The 15,248-nt window shown below is 68.4% G+C and carries 16 protein-coding genes; 7 read left to right on the forward strand and 9 right to left on the reverse strand.

Annotation, left to right across the window (positions count from 1 at the left end; translation table 11 throughout):
• The first annotated feature begins 61 nt into the window (after positions 1–61).
• The 3 genes from LGM89_RS13615 to LGM89_RS13625 all read left to right on the forward strand — a co-directional run bounded on the left by LGM89_RS13615 (position 62) and on the right by LGM89_RS13625 (position 3,748).
• Entirely contained in the window at positions 62–2,131 is a 2,070-nt protein-coding gene (locus LGM89_RS13615) for a bifunctional 2',3'-cyclic-nucleotide 2'-phosphodiesterase/3'-nucleotidase (RefSeq protein ID WP_226206748.1), read from the forward strand.
• 8 nt (positions 2,132–2,139) lie between these two features.
• Complete coding sequence (locus LGM89_RS13620) at positions 2,140–2,985, forward strand: tetratricopeptide repeat protein (protein WP_089495717.1); 846 nt, start codon at positions 2,140–2,142, stop codon at positions 2,983–2,985.
• Positions 2,986–3,199: 214 nt separating this feature from the next.
• Entirely contained in the window at positions 3,200–3,748 is a 549-nt protein-coding gene (locus tag LGM89_RS13625) for a hypothetical protein (RefSeq protein WP_089495718.1), read from the forward strand.
• A gap of 77 nt (positions 3,749–3,825) precedes the next feature.
• Here LGM89_RS13625 and LGM89_RS13630 read toward each other — a convergent pair whose 3' ends face one another.
• From LGM89_RS13630 to LGM89_RS13640, 3 genes are read right to left on the reverse strand one after another with little or no spacing between them, the layout of a single operon-like run.
• A complete protein-coding gene (locus LGM89_RS13630) occupies positions 3,826–4,197 on the reverse strand; it encodes an OmpA family protein (protein WP_179254839.1) in 372 nt (123 codons plus the stop codon).
• Between the two features lie 49 nt (positions 4,198–4,246).
• Positions 4,247–4,921 carry a M35 family metallo-endopeptidase gene (locus LGM89_RS13635; protein WP_226273200.1) on the reverse strand — a complete coding sequence of 225 codons (675 nt, stop codon included), beginning with the start codon at positions 4,919–4,921 and terminating at the stop codon, positions 4,247–4,249.
• The gene (locus LGM89_RS13640; protein ID WP_089495721.1) at positions 4,908–5,462 is read right to left on the reverse strand and encodes a hypothetical protein; all 555 of its coding nucleotides are present in this window, start codon (positions 5,460–5,462) and stop codon (positions 4,908–4,910) included. Before LGM89_RS13640 ends, LGM89_RS13635 begins: the two co-directional genes overlap by 14 nt.
• A 432-nt stretch (positions 5,463–5,894) precedes the next feature.
• Here LGM89_RS13640 and LGM89_RS13645 point away from each other — a divergent pair, with 432 nt between their 5' ends.
• The 3 genes from LGM89_RS13645 to LGM89_RS13655 all read left to right on the forward strand — a co-directional run bounded on the left by LGM89_RS13645 (position 5,895) and on the right by LGM89_RS13655 (position 8,061).
• Positions 5,895–6,815 carry a biotin--[acetyl-CoA-carboxylase] ligase gene (locus tag LGM89_RS13645; RefSeq protein ID WP_069248972.1) on the forward strand — a complete coding sequence of 307 codons (921 nt, stop codon included), beginning with the start codon at positions 5,895–5,897 and terminating at the stop codon, positions 6,813–6,815.
• On the forward strand, positions 6,812–7,612 hold the full coding sequence (locus LGM89_RS13650; protein ID WP_226206744.1) for a type III pantothenate kinase: 801 nt from the start codon (positions 6,812–6,814) through the stop codon (positions 7,610–7,612). Before LGM89_RS13645 ends, LGM89_RS13650 begins: the two co-directional genes overlap by 4 nt.
• 206 nt (positions 7,613–7,818) lie before the next feature.
• Positions 7,819–8,061: a hypothetical protein gene (locus LGM89_RS13655; RefSeq protein ID WP_089426666.1), complete on the forward strand. Its 243-nt coding sequence runs from the start codon at positions 7,819–7,821 to the stop codon at positions 8,059–8,061.
• A gap of 22 nt (positions 8,062–8,083) precedes the next feature.
• Here the strand turns inward: LGM89_RS13655 and rfaE2 are convergent, their stop codons facing one another.
• From rfaE2 to LGM89_RS13685, 6 genes are all read right to left on the reverse strand, one after another.
• A complete protein-coding gene (gene rfaE2 / locus LGM89_RS13660) occupies positions 8,084–8,563 on the reverse strand; it encodes a D-glycero-beta-D-manno-heptose 1-phosphate adenylyltransferase (protein WP_226273201.1) in 480 nt (159 codons plus the stop codon).
• Positions 8,564–8,713: 150 nt separating this feature from the next.
• On the reverse strand, positions 8,714–9,592 hold the full coding sequence (locus tag LGM89_RS13665; RefSeq protein WP_011353352.1) for a diiron oxygenase: 879 nt from the start codon (positions 9,590–9,592) through the stop codon (positions 8,714–8,716).
• A 467-nt stretch (positions 9,593–10,059) separates the two neighbouring features.
• Positions 10,060–11,286 carry a patatin-like phospholipase family protein gene (locus LGM89_RS13670; RefSeq protein ID WP_175236814.1) on the reverse strand — a complete coding sequence of 409 codons (1,227 nt, stop codon included), beginning with the start codon at positions 11,284–11,286 and terminating at the stop codon, positions 10,060–10,062.
• A 24-nt stretch (positions 11,287–11,310) separates the two neighbouring features.
• Positions 11,311–12,072 carry a PhaM family polyhydroxyalkanoate granule multifunctional regulatory protein gene (locus LGM89_RS13675; RefSeq protein ID WP_226273202.1) on the reverse strand — a complete coding sequence of 254 codons (762 nt, stop codon included), beginning with the start codon at positions 12,070–12,072 and terminating at the stop codon, positions 11,311–11,313.
• An 88-nt stretch (positions 12,073–12,160) separates the two neighbouring features.
• A complete protein-coding gene (locus LGM89_RS13680) occupies positions 12,161–12,988 on the reverse strand; it encodes an enoyl-CoA hydratase/isomerase family protein (protein ID WP_226273203.1) in 828 nt (275 codons plus the stop codon).
• A 137-nt stretch (positions 12,989–13,125) separates the two neighbouring features.
• Positions 13,126–14,118 (reverse strand): fumarylacetoacetate hydrolase family protein, encoded by a 993-nt coding sequence (locus LGM89_RS13685; RefSeq protein ID WP_039346348.1) that lies wholly within the window; start codon positions 14,116–14,118, stop codon positions 13,126–13,128.
• Positions 14,119–14,273: 155 nt separating this feature from the next.
• Between LGM89_RS13685 and LGM89_RS13690 the strand changes: the two genes are divergently transcribed.
• Positions 14,274–15,140, forward strand: a complete 867-nt coding sequence (locus LGM89_RS13690) for an IclR family transcriptional regulator (protein ID WP_179254841.1) — start codon at positions 14,274–14,276, stop codon at positions 15,138–15,140.
• Positions 15,141–15,248 lie beyond the last annotated feature (108 nt).

The raw sequence follows: 15,248 nt of genomic DNA on the forward strand, positions 1-15,248 counted from the left end.
CGCGCCGCCAATCGTTGCGACTCTCGCCTTTCATAAAACAGAACACCGAACAGGACAACCGATGCGTCTCCCCCTGCTTTCCCGCCGTCGCGTGCCGGCCATCGCCGCGCTCGCCAGCCTCGCCTTCATCCTCGCCGCCTGCGGCGGCGACGACGTCACCTCGCCGCCCGCGACGCCGCCGGCGGCCCAGGCGCCCGTCGGCACGACGGCCACGCTCGCGTTGCTCGAGACGACCGACCTGCACACCAACGTGCTGTCGTATGACTATTTCAAGCTCGCCGCCGACAATTCGCTCGGCTTCGAGCGCGTGTCGACGCTGATCGCGCAAGCGCGCGCGCAGTATCCGAACACGCTGCTGCTCGACAACGGCGACACGATCCAGGGCACCGCGCTGTCGGACTACCAGGCGCTCGTGAAACCGGTCGGCTGCGACCAGACGCTCGCGATCTACAAGGTGATGAACGCCGCGAAATTCGACGGCGGCGGGATCGGCAACCACGAATTCAACTACGGGCTGCCGTACCTGTCGCAGGTGACCGGCAACACGTTCGAGGTCGACGGCCTGCCGGCGCCGGCTCAGCAGAAGAAGTGCGCGGGCCCGAACTTCCCGCAGGTGCTCGCGAACGTGATCAGCGCGAAGACCAACGCGCCGCTGTTCACGCCGTACACGATCCTGACCCGCACCGTGACCGCGACGACGCCGGACGGCAAGACGGTCAGCGCGCCCGTGAAGATCGGCATCATCGGCTTCACGCCGCCCGCGATCATGAACTGGGACAAGCGCTGGCTCGACGGCAAGGTCTACACGACCGGCCTGAAGGAAGCCGCCGAGAAGTACATTCCGGAGATGCGCGCGAAGGGCGCCGATCTCGTCGTCGCGATCTCGCACGGCGGCCTCGACAATTCCGCGTATTCGCCGACGATGGAGAACGGCAGCTGGTGGCTGTCGAAGGTGACCGGCATCGACGCGATGCTGATCGGCCACTCGCACCAGGTGTTCCCGGACGCGAACAGCACCGTGTCGCAGTTCAACCTGCCGGGCGTCGACAAGGTCAAGGGCACCGTCAACGGCGTGCCGACCGTGATGGCCAACTACTGGGGCAAGCACCTCGGCGTGATCAAGCTCGGCCTGAAGTTCGACGGCAAGACGTGGAGCGTCGACAAGTCGCAGACGACCGTCGAGGCGCGGCCGATCCAGAACGCCGACAAGAGCTACGTCGCGGCCGATCCGTCCGTGTCCGCCGCGATCGCCGCCGAGCACCAGGCGACGATCGACTACGTGAAGACGCCGATCGGCTCGACCGACTACCGGATGAACTCGTACTTCGCCGATGTCGGCGATCCGGGCGCGATCCAGATCGTCAACGAGGCGCAGGCCGACTACGTGAAGACCTACGTGCAGGCGAACCTGCCGCAATACGCGTCGCTGCCGGTGCTGTCGGTCAGCGCGCCGTTCAAGAGCGGCTTCGGCGGCGGCACCGACTACACCGACGTCGCGCCGGGCGCGCTCGCGATCAACAACGCGGCCGACCTCTATCTGTACCCGAACACCGTGTACGCGGTGAAGGTGAGCGGCGCCGACGTGAAGAACTGGCTCGAAACGGCCGCGAAGCGCTTCAACCGGATCGACCCGACCAAGGCGACCGTGCAGCCGCTCGTCAGCACGTTCCCCGGCTACAACTTCGACATGTTCACGTCGGCCGATCTCGCGTATGAAATCGACGTCACGCAGCCGGTCGGCAGCCGGATCAAGAACCTGACGTACAAGGGTGCGGCGATCGACCCGAACGCGCAGTTCATCGTCGCGACCAACAACTACCGCGCGAGCGGCGGCGGCAACTTCCCGGGCCTCGACGGCAGCAAGACGATCTTCGCGTCGCCCGACGCGAACCGCGACGTGCTGATCGCGTTCGTCAAGAAGCGCGGCGCCATCACGCGCGCAGCCGACGGCGCGCAGCGCAGCTGGCGCTTCACGAAGCTCGCGAGCTCGGTCGCGCACGTGCAGTTCGCGTCCGCGCCGAACCGCCTCGGCGACGCGGCGGCGGCCGGCCTGACCGGCATCACGCAGGTCGCGGCCGACGACGGCTCGGGCAAGAACCTCGCCACTTACGAAATCGACCTCACGCAATGAGACCCGCGATGCAACCGATCCGGACGATGCGGCCGGCCGAAACCGGCCTCGCCGCCGCCGCGCGGCGCCTGCTGCGCGCGAAACTCCCGCCGGCCGCGCTGCTCGCGGCGGCGGCCGTGACCGTCGCGGCCGTCGTCGCGGCAGCCGGCCTGCGCGGCGCCGGCCCCGCGCCGAGCGCCGCGCAGCTCGACGAGTGGCAGGCGATGGTCACGCAGGCCACCGAGCCGCATGCGCTCGCGCAGTTGCGCACGCTGGCGCGCCGCGGCTCGGGCGACGCGCAGGCGGCGCTCGGGATCGCGCTCGTCGACGCGCGCGAACCGGGCTTGCGCGACGAGGGGCGCGGCTGGCTGGAAACGGCCGCGGCGGCAGACAGCAAGGCCGACGCGCCGGCCGCCCGGCGTGCGCAGCTCGCGCTCGGCAAGGCGTTGCTGCTCGGCAGCAGCGACATGCCGAAGGACTACGCACGCGCCCGCACGCTGCTCGGCGAAGCGGCCGCGCAGGGCGACCCGGCCGCCGCGTATTACCTCGGGCTGATCTATCGCAGCGGCTACGGCGTCGCCGCCGATCCCGTGCAGGCCGCGCACTGGTTCGACGTCGCGTCGCGCGCGGACATCCCGGCCGCGGACTTCATGCTCGCGAACGCGTACCGCGAAGGCAGCGGCGTGCCGCGCGACGAGGCGCGCGCGCTGGCGCTGTATCGCCGCGCCGCCGAGCACGAACTGCCGGAAGCCGTGCAGACGCTCGCGATGGCCTATCGCAACGGCGAACTCGGGCTCAAGCCCGACGCGGACGCGTTCCACGCGCAGTGGATCGAGACCGCGCATGCGCTGAAGCACCCGGTCGTCGCGCCGTAACGGTTCGTCCGCACGCACCGGCATCCCACCGGCTGCATGACGCGCATGCCCCGACGCCCCGCGCATCGATCACCCGGCAACGGAATCGATCGCGGCGCGTCCGGGCTCGCGCGCCGGTTGCATTGCCGCCCTCCGGCTGCGCCACGTCGACCGTTCGACACGCGGCAATGCATTAACATGCAGCCTCACAATAAAACCTGAGAGAACTGCATCCATGTCCCATCGCCTTTCCAGGCTTGGTGCCGCTGCCGTCGGCGCCGTCGCCCTCGTCATTGCCGGCGCACCGCTCACCGCACGCGCCGCGCCGCCCGCCCAGCCCGACATCTTCAACGCCGCGCTTTGCAAGCCGCCGTTCACGTCGGACCTGATGGACTCGATCTACAACATCGCCAAGGCGGCCGATCCGAAGCCGGACGAATCGATGCTGGGCGCCGCGGTCTATCGCCTGCCGGAGCCGATCCACCGCGACGGCTTCACGACGCAGCAGGTCGTGTTCGTCAGTACCGGGATCGGCGTGCTCGTCGACGGCGAAGTCGCCGACCAGCTCGCGAAGCGCTACCAGCTCGCCCTCGAGAAGGGCCACCTGCTGGGCGCGTCGTCCGTCGGCTATTCGCGCCGGCTGACGGTGCGCGGCCCGGGCGGCGCGCTGATCCTCGTGTCGGCCCGCCAGGGCCCCGCGCTGAAGGGCAAGACGCTGCTGGCCTGCGAGATGACGTCCGAGGAGGACATCAAGGCGCTGGAGCGGATGGAGATGCGGCGCTGAGGAGGTGAGGCGCTGGCGCGACGCAACGCAACGCAACGCCACACCGGGGATATCTCGCATGCGAATACCGTGCGTCGTTACTTCTGCTCCGGCAGGACCGTACCGCACGGATTCTCGCAACCTTCCGATGAACACGCTGGAATAAACTCTATCTCTATCTGATTGCGTTTACTCGACGGAACAACGGAGTTGCTGCGCCAGATTTTAGAGTCCATGTGAATCCGATCTTTTGCTACGCCGAGATCGAGCAGATACGCTCGGACAGCATTGGCCCGAGTACGGGCGATAGAAATTGCGTCGCGCTCACGCTCGTCGGCATATCCGTAGATCACGACGGGACCATTGTTGGCCGCACTGTTCCGAACGGTCACCAACAAGCTGGCGAGCGCAATCCGGTCAGCATTCGAAATGGCCACGACGCCGAGGTCGAGCTTACTTGCGTATTGCAAGGAAAAGCTGCAAGCAAACAGGACGCTTGAAGCACAAAGCCCCACAAGGCTAATCGATGCACAAGATATACCACGCAATATTGTCCGCATTCCTGATCGCCATTGTCGGGACCTCTTTGGCGAGCCGCCTGCTGAGAAATTGTCCATAGGTGTTCTTGTAGTCAATCGCTCCGAATGTATCCCGAAAATGCACACACTCGTGAACAATGGTCAGTTGCATCGAGGAAAACGTACCCGCACTCGTATCCGGAAGCTCACAGAACTTCGGGGAAATCGATATCGTGTGCGTGGCGGTATCGGGGCCGCAAACGTGCGCAACTTCGCCGTCTAGATTTTTGGTATTTGGCGTACAGCCGAGAGACCGATCAAGGTCGGGATCGGAGCGAACGAAATTCCTTGCCGTCAATCCGTTCATGACTGTGATCAACGCCACCAATCCGTTCGTCAGCGCACCGCGAGTGGGCTCGTCGGCGACCCCGAACCACTCTCTGACTCTCGCCCGCGCAGGCTCTCTCCAGACATCGAGTTCGTCGACTCTCTGCGTGATTATTTTTACGGCATCGTCGCGCAATGTCAGGACTTTCTTCCGAAATTCCGCATCGGTCATGTTTTTACAGATGGGCGGCCCGTCGACTGCCAGTAAAAGCTCAACCTTCGAACCACGCGTCGTATTCGTTATGGCCGAGTCATGCACGGTCACGTATTCGTAGTCATCGTGCGGCATGGCCATGCTCCACTATTTCAATTCGCAGTTTCTCCGAATGACGAGTCGCTACGCGCTGTGTGTGCCCGGCACGATCAGTCATACCGCTGAAGACCTGGCCGGAACTGGTATGTATTCGATAAGGCACACATACCAAGGGCTGCCCCGTCTTCTCGTTTTTCAATACATACTGCTCGTCGCATTCCACCCCAGAGACCGGCGAGTGAGAATGATCGTCTCCCAGTTCTTTCGGCTCAGTCGCCCCGTCACCGACCCGCATCCTCATGCCCCGCTCGGCATAGAACACAGGCGGCGGACTGCACCCGCATGCATTGATATCCCCACTCAACGCCCATCCCTGACCATTCGGCGCCCTGCCGGGCAAGCGCGGGCCTTTCGGCGCGACAAACCCCACCTGCTCGCAAGCCGTGCAGTAAGTTTTCATGTAGAGCGTGGCGATCTGCACACGCGGCGGCGGATTGGAACACGTGACGCATTCCAATCCCTCGGTGATCGTCGCGCTGCCGCCCCGATCGCCCTTGGCGAGGAAATAGCGGATCATGCGGCGTCACCTCGGCTCATCGCGCCCGAGCAACGCTCATCCGCGAAAGTACCGGGCCCCGCCCCTCCGCCAACGGTCAACGAAGACTCGCTTAACCATTTCTCGCCACCATTCATCCGGATTCCCTCTCGTCGCTATCAGCGCAATCTCATCCCACCAAAATGCACGATCGGCACCGGGAAATCCATCATACGAATTCGAACTTCTGACCGATCGATATCGGTCGGCGATGTTTCGTCAATTGATCGACCGGAATGTCGGTGCGGCATTTCTTCCGGCTCGCATGCCCATGACTACCTGAACGTAACTTCCTTCGATTCGGCACGAGCACATACGCGCGAAGCGTCGGATACCAATTGGCCCCTGTCCCGGGGAAATGACTATTACCCCGCCCGACGCGCGCCACCGCGCCCTGTCGCTACAATAGGCGCCATGAACGCCCCCACCTCCTCCGACACGCCCGATTCCGGCGACGCGCACATCGCGCGCAACCGGCTCGAGGCGCACCTGGACGCCGCGCCGCGTGCGTGGCCGCTCGACATCGTCGCCGCCACCGGCTCGACCAACGCCGACGTCGCCACCCGGCTCAAGGCGCTGCCGCGCAACGCGAACGCGCTGCCCGCGCCGCTCGTGCGCGTCGCGTTCGAGCAGACGGCCGGCCGCGGCCGGCAGGGCCGCCCGTGGTTCGCGCAGCCCGGCAATGCGCTGCTGTGCTCGGTCGGCTGCATCGTGCCGCGCCCCGTCGAAGCACTCGGCGGCCTCAGCATCGCGATCGGCGTCGCGCTCGCCGAAGGGCTGGCCGCGCTGCCGCTCGACGCCCATACACGCGTCGCGCTCAAATGGCCGAACGACCTGCTGCTGACCGCTACCGACGACGGCACGCCGCGCATCGTCGGCAAGCTCGCCGGGATCCTGATCGAAACCGCGTGGACCAGCGCCGACGCCACCGCCGTCGTGATCGGCTTTGGCATCAACGTGCGCGGCGCGGAGGCCGTCGCCGCGCAGGTCGATGCGCTGCGCGCGCGCGAAGCGACGCTCGCGAGCGGGCTGCCGCCCGCCGCGCTGTCGATCGCGTGCGCATCGGCCAACCTCACCGACACGCTCGCCGCGTCGCTGAACGCACTCACGCCCGCGCTCGCGCAGTTCGGCGCCGAAGGGCTCGCGCCGTTCCTGCCGCGCTGGCACGCGCTGCACGCGTACGCGGGGCGCGAAGTCGTGCTGCTCGAACAGGGCGTCGAACGCGTGCGCGGCATCGCGACGGGCATCGACGCGACCGGCCAGCTGCTGCTCGATACGCCGGACGGCGTGCAGGCGATCGCCGCCGGCGACGTGTCGCTGCGCGAAGCGCAATGAACGAGCCGCACCTGCTGATCGACGCCGGCAACAGCCGGATCAAGTGGGCGCTCGCCGATGCGCAGCGCACGCTCGTCGAGACGGGCGCGTTCGGCCACACCCGCGACGGCGGCGCCGATCCCGACTGGTCGGCCCTGCCGCGTCCGCGCGGCGCGTGGATCTCGAACGTCGCGGGCGCCGACGTGGCCGCCCGGCTCGACGCGCTGCTCGACGCACGCTGGCCGGGCCTGCCGCGCACGACGATACGCGCGCGTCAGACGCAATGCGGCGTGACGAACGGCTATACGACGCCCGACCAGCTCGGCAGCGACCGCTGGGCCGGCCTGATCGGCGCGCACGCGGCGTTTCCGGGCGAGCACCTGCTGATCGCGACGTTCGGTACCGCGACGACGCTCGAGGCGCTGCGCGCGGACGGCCGCTTCACGGGCGGGCTGATCGCACCGGGCTGGGCGCTGATGATGCGCGCGCTCGGCACGCACACCGCGCAGTTGCCGACGCTGACCACCGACATCGCGAGCGGCCTGCTCGCCGGCGCACCGGCCGAACCGTTCCAGGTCGATACGCCGCGCTCGCTGTCGGCCGGCTGCCTGTATGCGCAGGCCGGGCTGATCGAACGCGCGTGGCGCGATCTCGCGGATGCCTGGCAGGCACCCGTGCGGCTCGTGCTGGCCGGCGGCGCGGCGGACGACGTCGCGCGTGCGCTGACGCTCCCGCATACGCGGCACGATGCCCTGATCCTGTCCGGGCTGGCGCTGATCGCCGCGGAAGCAGCAACCGCCACGCCGACGCAGGCGTGACGGAAAAGCGCCGGCATCGCGCCGGCGCACGGCAACGCGAGCCCGTGCGGGCCTGCGTCACGATGACGGTGAAGCACCGGCGGCGCCGTGCTGGCCGCCCGCGCGCACGGTCAACGGCAGGAATGGGAAGGAATGAAATCGCCGGCGATGCGGCCGGCCCGATTGAATGACGTGAACCACGTCAATGACGACGAGGAGTGTCGACGATGCTGCGCTGGCTGATCGCTGTTCTCTTTCTCGCCAACATGCTCGCGTTCGTGGTGGCGCGCGGCGTGTTCGGGCCGCTGCCGGCGGCCGGCCCGCGCGAACCCGGCGTGCTGGCGCGACAGGTGCGGCCCGATGCGCTGCGCGTGACGCCGCTCGCACGGGCCACCGACCAGCCCGTCATCGGCGGCCCGATCGCGCCGCCGTCCGTCACGGCCGAGCCGCTCGCCGCGTCCGCGCCCTGACGGCGCCGGGCCGCGCTCAGGACTACTGCGCGCGCACCTTCTTCAGCAACGCGGTGGTCGAGCGATCGTGCTCGAACGGAATCGCCAGCGCCCGGCCACCCCAGCCACGCACCAGCGCCGATTCCGGCAACGCATCCATGTCGTAGTCGCCGCCCTTCACGAGGATGTCCGGCCGGACCGCCTCGATCAGCGACACCGGCGTCTTTTCCTCGAACGTCACGACCCAGTCGACGCTTTCCAGCGCCGCGAGCAGTGCCGCGCGGTCTTCCTGGCGATTGATCGGCCGGTCGTCGCCCTTGCCGAGCATGCGTACCGATGCGTCGCTGTTCACGCCGACGATCAGGCATGCGCCGAGCGCCTTCGCGTCGGCGAGATAGGTGACGTGGCCGCGATGCAGGATGTCGAACACGCCGTTGGTGAACACGACGGGCGACGGCAGCGACGCGCGCAGGGCGACGAGGGCATCACGAGTGATCAGCTTGCGTTCGAAGGTGGCGGACATGATGGAGGTCGGACGAAGTGGGCAACGGCGCGCGCGGCGGCGGCGCCAGATAAAAAGCCCGCCGGACTGACCGGGCGGGCTTCATGCAACGGGTACGACATCGCGCAACGCGGCCGGCGCGATTCACGCCGGCTGCGGCGCCAACCGGCCTCAGGCCGGCTGGGCGGCCGACGACGGGCCGCTTTCGGCCTGCAGGCGGCCGGTGACTTCCTTGCGGTAGCGGTTCAGCTCCTGCGCGGTCGCGAACGTGCGCTCGAACAGGATCGACAGGTTGTGCAGGATCCGCTCGACGACCTTCTTTTCCCACTCGCCATCGAACCGGATCTGCTCGTCGAGCCAGCGCTCGAGCCATTCCGGATCGGGCAGGCGCGACTGCACGGTGTCGCGCGGGAACAGCGCCTGGTTCACGTGCAGGTTGGTCGGGTGCAACGGCTTTTCGGTGCGACGCGCCGATGCCATCAGCACGCCGATCTTCGCGAATGCCGCACGCGCGACGTCGCCGCAGTTGTTCAGCGCCTTCTTCATGTAGCGCAGGTACGCGCCGCCATGGCGTGCTTCATCGCGCGAGATCGTTTCGTAGATCTGCTTGATGACCGGCTCGGTGTGCCAGTCGGCCGCGCAACGGTACCAGTGGTTCAGGCGGATCTCGCCGCAGAAGTGCAGCATCAGCGTCTCGAGCGGCGGCGCCGGGTCGAACTGGAAGCGCACCGCGTGCAGTTCCTCTTCGGTCGGCACCATTTCCGGCTTGAAGCGGCGCAGGTATTCCATCAGCACGAGCGAATGCTTCTGCTCTTCGAAGAACCACACGCTCATGAACGCGGAAAAGTCGCTGTCGTGCTGGTTGTCGCGCAGGAACATTTCCGTCGCGGGCAGCGCCGACCATTCGGTGATCGCGTTCATCTTGATCGTCTTCGCCTGCTCGTCGGTGAGCAGCGACGCGTCGAACTTGTCCCACGGAATGTCCTTCTCCATGTCCCAGCGGACGGCTTCGAGCGATCGGTAAAGTTCCGGATAAAGCATCGTGTTCATGATGGTCCCACCCCTGTTCTGCGCAATGCGACTTCTCTAAACGTGACTGTTGCCGCGCAAGCGCGCCCGAGCGCGCCTTTTGCAGCCAAGACTCTAATTTTACGCGGGAAACCGGCCAGCCGGACGGTGATTCCTCGTCCGGCAGCCGGGCGGCCGCGCCGCCGCCGTTGCGGCATGCCGCAGCCACGCTCCGCGAACGGAACCGGCTGGACGCTTGCCTGAGTGGGGGCCGGCGCTGGCCGGCTCGTTGGCGCGCCCGTCCCCTGCCCCAGGCGGGTTCCCCGAAAGGTCCCGTGCGGATGCCGGATCGGCGGGCTGCTCGATATGGTGTATACGGCGGCGGCCATGATATCACGCGTGCATGACGGTTCCGAGACGCCCGCCCGGTCGTGCGCCGCCCATCGCGGTGCGGCGATCGGTCGCGGCCGACCGTCGCGAAAACGCAACCTTACATTCTCCTGCAAGCATCAGACCCGTATTTCTCCGGTCGCGAGGCCGTCTTCCGGCGGCATGCCGGCGGCCGGCGCGCTGCCGCCGTCCGCTCGCGCGATCCAGCCGGCCAGCGTGTCGCGCTGCGCACGCCCGTCGCGGTAGCCGAGCTCGATCAGTTCGCGCGTGAACGCCTCCTCGAACAGCAGGTAGCTCGCAAACGACGCGCCGGCCGGCTGGCTGCCGCCGATCGCGCCGAGCAGCCCGCGCATCGTCGCCGGCATCTGCTTCAGGTGCTTCGCGGCGATCAGCTCGATGCGCTCGGACGGCGCGATCGCGAGCACGTCGACGTGCCGCCAGCCGCTGTCCATCTCGACCTGGTGCGGCAGGTGCTCGATCATCCGGTTGATGTGCTCGATGCGCTCGATGTCCGAGCCGATCGAATCGAGGAACACGCTCGCGAGCACCTGCTGGCCGATCTGTGCGGGCGTCGGGTAGCCGCGCACCAGCCCGTGGCCGTTCGCGGCCGGAATCTCGGGCCGCGGGTCGGCCGCGCCGATGACGACGATCCGGTCCGCGCCGAAGTGGATCGCCGGCGACAGCGGCGCGATCTGCCGGATCGACCCGTCGCCGAAGTATTCGATCTGCCCGTCGAGCACGAGCGGCACGGCCGGGAACACGAACGGAATCGCCGACGACGCGAGCAGGTGCGACGCCGACAGGTCGACCAGCCGCGCGGTGCGCTGCGCGCGCCGCCACGCCTGGATCGGCTGGGCGGCCTGGTAGAACGTGAGGTGCCGCCCGCTCGAATAGCTGAGCGCCGTCACCGCGAGCGCATGCAGCAGGCGCGCCTCGAGCATCTGCTCGATCCGGTGGAAACTCAGCTCGCGCTGCAGCAGGTGCGCGAGCGGCGCGTTGTCGAGCAACCCGCGCGGCGAACGGCGGGCCGCCCAGCCGAAGGTCATCGTCGCCAGCCAGCGTGCGCCGGCGCCCGCGATGCCGAGCCAGTCGGTGCGATACACGTAGTCGGCGCGCAACGGCTCCCAGAATTCGAGCAGGCGCCGCACGCCGTGGGAAAAATCGTCCGCGTGGCTCGCGATCGACGTTGCGTTGATCGCGCCGGCCGACGAGCCGCACACGACCGCGAACGGCAGCGTGTGCCGCAGCGGATCGGCCTCGCGCGCGATCTCGGCCAGCGCCTTCAGCACGCCGACCTGATAGGCGGCACGTGCGCCGCCTCCCATCAGAACGAGCGCGAGCCGCATGATCGACCTGCTACCTGCGCCGCGTCACGTCGAGCGCTTCGGCGGACGGGTTTCGGGCGACGATGCGGCGGCCGCGCGCGCCGCGGCCGAACCGGCCGCACCGGCTGATTTCGCGCGCTTCGCGGCAGGCTTGCGCGGCGCGGCGGCGGCCGGTGCCGGCTTCGCGGCCGGCTCCGGCGCAGCGGCCGCGTCCGGCTGTGCATCGCCCGGCGCGGCGGGCTGCATGCCCGGCTGCGCCATCGCGAGGCTCGCGAGCTGGTTGAACTGCGACTGCAGCAGGCTCCACCAGCCCGACGGGTCGAAGGCCTGCTGCGCGGCGTCGCCCGACGCTGCCTCCGACGCGTCGGCATCCGGTGCCGGCGGTGTATCGCTCGACGCCGCCGACGCGTGCTTCGCCGCATGCGCGGCCGCGACGGCCGCTTCCTCGGCCGCCGACATCGAGCTCTGCGCGAACGCGCCGAACGCGCGCAGCGTCGCGAGCGTCGCGCGCTGCACCTCGAGCGCCTGGATCGCGGACTGCAGCATCCCGAGGTTGAGCTTCAGCCACTGCTCGACCGCGCGCAGGTCGGTGATCCGCTTGTCGAGTTCCTCGACGCTCGTGAGCGGCGCCATCATGTCGGACATGCTCGACAGCGACGGCGGCAGTCCTTGCGTGGCGCCCGGGAACGACGTCATCCCGCCGAACGGCGACATCCGCATCATGTCCCACATCCGGTCCATCATGTCGGCGGGCTTGAAGCCGGCAAAGCCGGCGAAAGGGTTGGAGCCGGAGGCATCGGTCGTCATACGGGCATCCTGGTTGACTGGGTGAGAGCGAGGCGGCCGCCATGCGTCGCGCGAGCCGCGCCTGGATCGATCATAGCGCCGGCGCGTGTCAGAACGGCGCGTCGCCGGGAAACTCGGGCGGCCGCCGCTCGCGCAGCGAGCGAATGCCTTCCTGCACGTCGGGCCCCGAAAAACCCATGAATTCGAGCGCCAGCGACGTATCGAAGGTCGGCCCGGCCGTGCGCAGCCAGTTGTTCAACGCGTACTTGGTCCAGCGGATCGCCGACTGCGAACCGTGCGCGAGCCGCTCGGCCACTTCGTAGGCCTTCGGCAGCAGGTCGGCCGGCTCGACCGCGAGCGACACCAGCCCGATCCGCTCGGCCTCCTCGCCGCTCACCGGCTCGCACAGCATCAGGTAGTACTTCGCCTTCGCCATCCCGCACAGCAGCGGCCACACGATCGCCGCATGATCGCCGGCCGCGACGCCGAGCCGCGTATGGCCGTCGATGATGCGCGCATCCTTCGCGGCGATCGAGATGTCCGCGAGCAGCCCGGCGACGAGCCCCGCGCCGACGGCCGGGCCATGCATCGCCGACACGATCGGCTTGCTGCAGTTGATCACGTTGTAGACGAGGTCGCGCGCCTCGCGCCACACGCGGGCGCGCACGTCGAAGTCGTTCGCCATGTCCTCGACGAGCGCGAGGTCACCGCCCGCGGAGAAGCCCCTGCCTTCGCCGCGGATCACCGCGACGCGCGTGTCGGGATCGCGGTCGATATCGCGCCAGATGTCGGCGAGCTCGCGATGCATGCGTGCGTTCGCGGTCGCGAGGCCGCTGCGGTTCGCGCCCTCGCCGCTCATCACGATGTCGAGCACGCCATGGTCGCGGCGCGTCACCTTCAGTGCTTCGTAACCGCCGTACGCGGCGAGATCGGCCATGCGCTGCTCCTTGCTCGAGGCTTTCGCGCCCCTGAATCGAGTGTAGCCAAGCCCGCGCGGGCAAACATCAGGCGAAACCCGGCGCGCGGGCCGGGCCCGGGTTTCGCGAAAGCGCAGCGCTGCGTGCGCCGCGCGACTTACGCCGCGCCGTCGGGCGGTGCGACCGACTGCTCGATCGCGCCGAAGATCGACTTGCCGGCCGTGTCGAACATCTCGATGCGCACGGTGTCGCCGTAGCGCATGAATTCCGTCTGCGGCGCGCCGTGCTCGATCGTCTCGAGGCAGCGCTTCTCGGCGATGCAGCAGTAGCCGCGCTTCGCGTCCTTGTTCGACACCGTGCCCGAGCCGACGATCGAGCCGGCGCGCAGGTTGCGCGTCTTCGCCGCGTGCGCGATCAGCTGGCCGAAGTGGAACACCATGTCGGTGCCGGCATCGGGCTGGCCGACCTTCTTGCCGTTCCAGTGGACGATCATCGGCCGGTGCACGCGGCCTTCGCGCCATTCGTCGCCGAGCTCGTCGGGCGTCACGGCGACCGGCGCGAACGCGGTGGCCGGCTTGCTCTGGAAGAAGCCGAAGCCCTTCGCGAGCTCGGCCGGGATCAGGTTGCGCAGCGACACGTCGTTCACCAGCGTGACGAGCCGCACGGCCTTCAGCGCTTCGTCGGGCGTCGCGCTCATCCGCACGTCGCCGGTGATCACCGCGACTTCCGCCTCGAAATCGATGCCCCATTCCTCGGACGGGCACACGACGTCGTCGCGAGCGCCAAGGAAATCGTCGCTGCCGCCCTGGTACATCAGCGGATCGGTCCAGAATTCGGGCGGCATCTCCGCGCCGCGCGCGCGGCGCACGAGCTCGACGTGGTTCACGTACGCGGAGCCGTCGGCCCACTGGAACGCGCGCGGCAGCGGCGCCATGCAGTTGGCCGGATCGAACGCGAACGCATTGCGCGCGCGGCCGTGGTTCAGTGCGTCGTACAGGTCGCGCAGCTGCGGCGCGTAGAACGCCCAGTCGTCGAGGACGCGCTGCAGCGTCGGCGCGATCGCGTCGGCGATCGCCGCGGTGTGCAGGTCGCGCGACACGACGATCAGCTGGCCGTCGCGCGTGCCGTCCTTCAGCGAAGCAAGTTTCATAAGGGGACTCTGGCGTTGTAGTGACGATGGAGGGAATCTATTTTACGATGGTGAATCCCTGCGGCGCGCTGCGATCGTGCGTGCCGTTTTCGCCCCGATTTTTCGGCCCGGTTTTCCAGTCCGACTCCTGCCGCGTTTTCGCGCACCTGCCACCCATGCCTGCCAGCCCGCTTCCCGACGACGATCTCGCCGACTCCGACACCGACGACGCCGCTTCCGGCGAGCACGGCGAGAAGGTCCGTTCCGGCATCCAGTCGATCGAGGTCGGCTTCCGCCTGCTCGACGTGCTGACGAGCGAGCCGCGCGCGATGATGCTGCGCGACCTCGCGCAGCGCGCGGGCATGAGTCCCGCGAAGGCGCACCGCTACCTGGTCAGCTTCTCGCGGCTCGGCGTGGTGTCGCAGGATCCCGTCTCGGGGCGCTACGAACTCGGCGGCTTCGCGCTGCAGATGGGGCTCGCGCGGCTCGCGCGCGTCGACGGCGTGAAGCTCGCGCGGATCGCGCTGACCGAATTCCGCGATCGGCTCGACCAGACGGTCGGCATCGCCGTGTGGGGCAACCAGGGGCCGACGATCGTGCACTGGATGGAATCGAGCCACCCGGCGAAGGCGTCGCTGAAGCTCGGCGACGTGATGCCGCTGCTCGGCTCCGCGACGGGGCTGCTGTTCGCCGCGTACCTGCCGCGCAGCAAGACCGCCGCGATGCTCGAGCGCGAACTCGCCGATACGCGCCGCTCGCCGCACCACGGCGGCCCGCGCACGCTCGACGAGGTCGACGCGGTGCTCGCCGACGTGCGCCGGCACGAGGCCGCGCGCGTCGAGGGGATGCTGCTGCCGACGATCCACGCGTTCTGCATGCCCGTGTTCGATGCGGTCGGCGAACTCGCGCTCGCGATCGTCGCGCTCGGCCAGGAAGGCTCGTTCGACATTGCATGGGGCGGCGAGATCGACACCGCGCTGCGCGCCTGCGCGCAGAAACTGTCTTACGAACTCGGCTATAGTGCCGACGCGCGCGACGCCTGACGCATCCGGTAACCGCCCCCGGCACCTGCCCGTCACGCAGCGCGAACGTGCGGCGCATTCGACAGTCCGATTCCTGTGGCGCGCGCTGCGCGCCCGAGCTCACGCGAA

Origin of the sequence: Burkholderia sp. AU31624 (genome assembly GCF_020420065.1) — a bacterium.
Lineage (GTDB): Bacteria > Pseudomonadota > Gammaproteobacteria > Burkholderiales > Burkholderiaceae > Burkholderia.

Coding starts and splice junctions, on each gene's coding strand:
- LGM89_RS13675 (WP_226273202.1), bottom strand. CDS start 12,072: ATGACGACCGATGCCTCCGGCTCCAACCCTTTCGCCGGCTTTGCCGGC.
- LGM89_RS13615 (WP_226206748.1), top strand. CDS start 62: ATGCGTCTCCCCCTGCTTTCCCGCCGTCGCGTGCCGGCCATCGCCGCG.
- rfaE2 (WP_226273201.1), bottom strand. CDS start 8,563: ATGTCCGCCACCTTCGAACGCAAGCTGATCACTCGTGATGCCCTCGTC.
- LGM89_RS13685 (WP_039346348.1), bottom strand. CDS start 14,118: ATGAAACTTGCTTCGCTGAAGGACGGCACGCGCGACGGCCAGCTGATC.
- LGM89_RS13665 (WP_011353352.1), bottom strand. CDS start 9,592: ATGAACACGATGCTTTATCCGGAACTTTACCGATCGCTCGAAGCCGTC.
- LGM89_RS13650 (WP_226206744.1), top strand. CDS start 6,812: ATGAACGAGCCGCACCTGCTGATCGACGCCGGCAACAGCCGGATCAAG.
- LGM89_RS13690 (WP_179254841.1), top strand. CDS start 14,274: ATGCCTGCCAGCCCGCTTCCCGACGACGATCTCGCCGACTCCGACACC.
- LGM89_RS13640 (WP_089495721.1), bottom strand. CDS start 5,462: ATGATCCGCTATTTCCTCGCCAAGGGCGATCGGGGCGGCAGCGCGACG.
- LGM89_RS13655 (WP_089426666.1), top strand. CDS start 7,819: ATGCTGCGCTGGCTGATCGCTGTTCTCTTTCTCGCCAACATGCTCGCG.
- LGM89_RS13680 (WP_226273203.1), bottom strand. CDS start 12,988: ATGGCCGATCTCGCCGCGTACGGCGGTTACGAAGCACTGAAGGTGACG.
- LGM89_RS13635 (WP_226273200.1), bottom strand. CDS start 4,921: ATGCCGCACGATGACTACGAATACGTGACCGTGCATGACTCGGCCATA.
- LGM89_RS13670 (WP_175236814.1), bottom strand. CDS start 11,286: ATGCGGCTCGCGCTCGTTCTGATGGGAGGCGGCGCACGTGCCGCCTAT.
- LGM89_RS13645 (WP_069248972.1), top strand. CDS start 5,895: ATGAACGCCCCCACCTCCTCCGACACGCCCGATTCCGGCGACGCGCAC.
- LGM89_RS13620 (WP_089495717.1), top strand. CDS start 2,140: ATGCAACCGATCCGGACGATGCGGCCGGCCGAAACCGGCCTCGCCGCC.
- LGM89_RS13625 (WP_089495718.1), top strand. CDS start 3,200: ATGTCCCATCGCCTTTCCAGGCTTGGTGCCGCTGCCGTCGGCGCCGTC.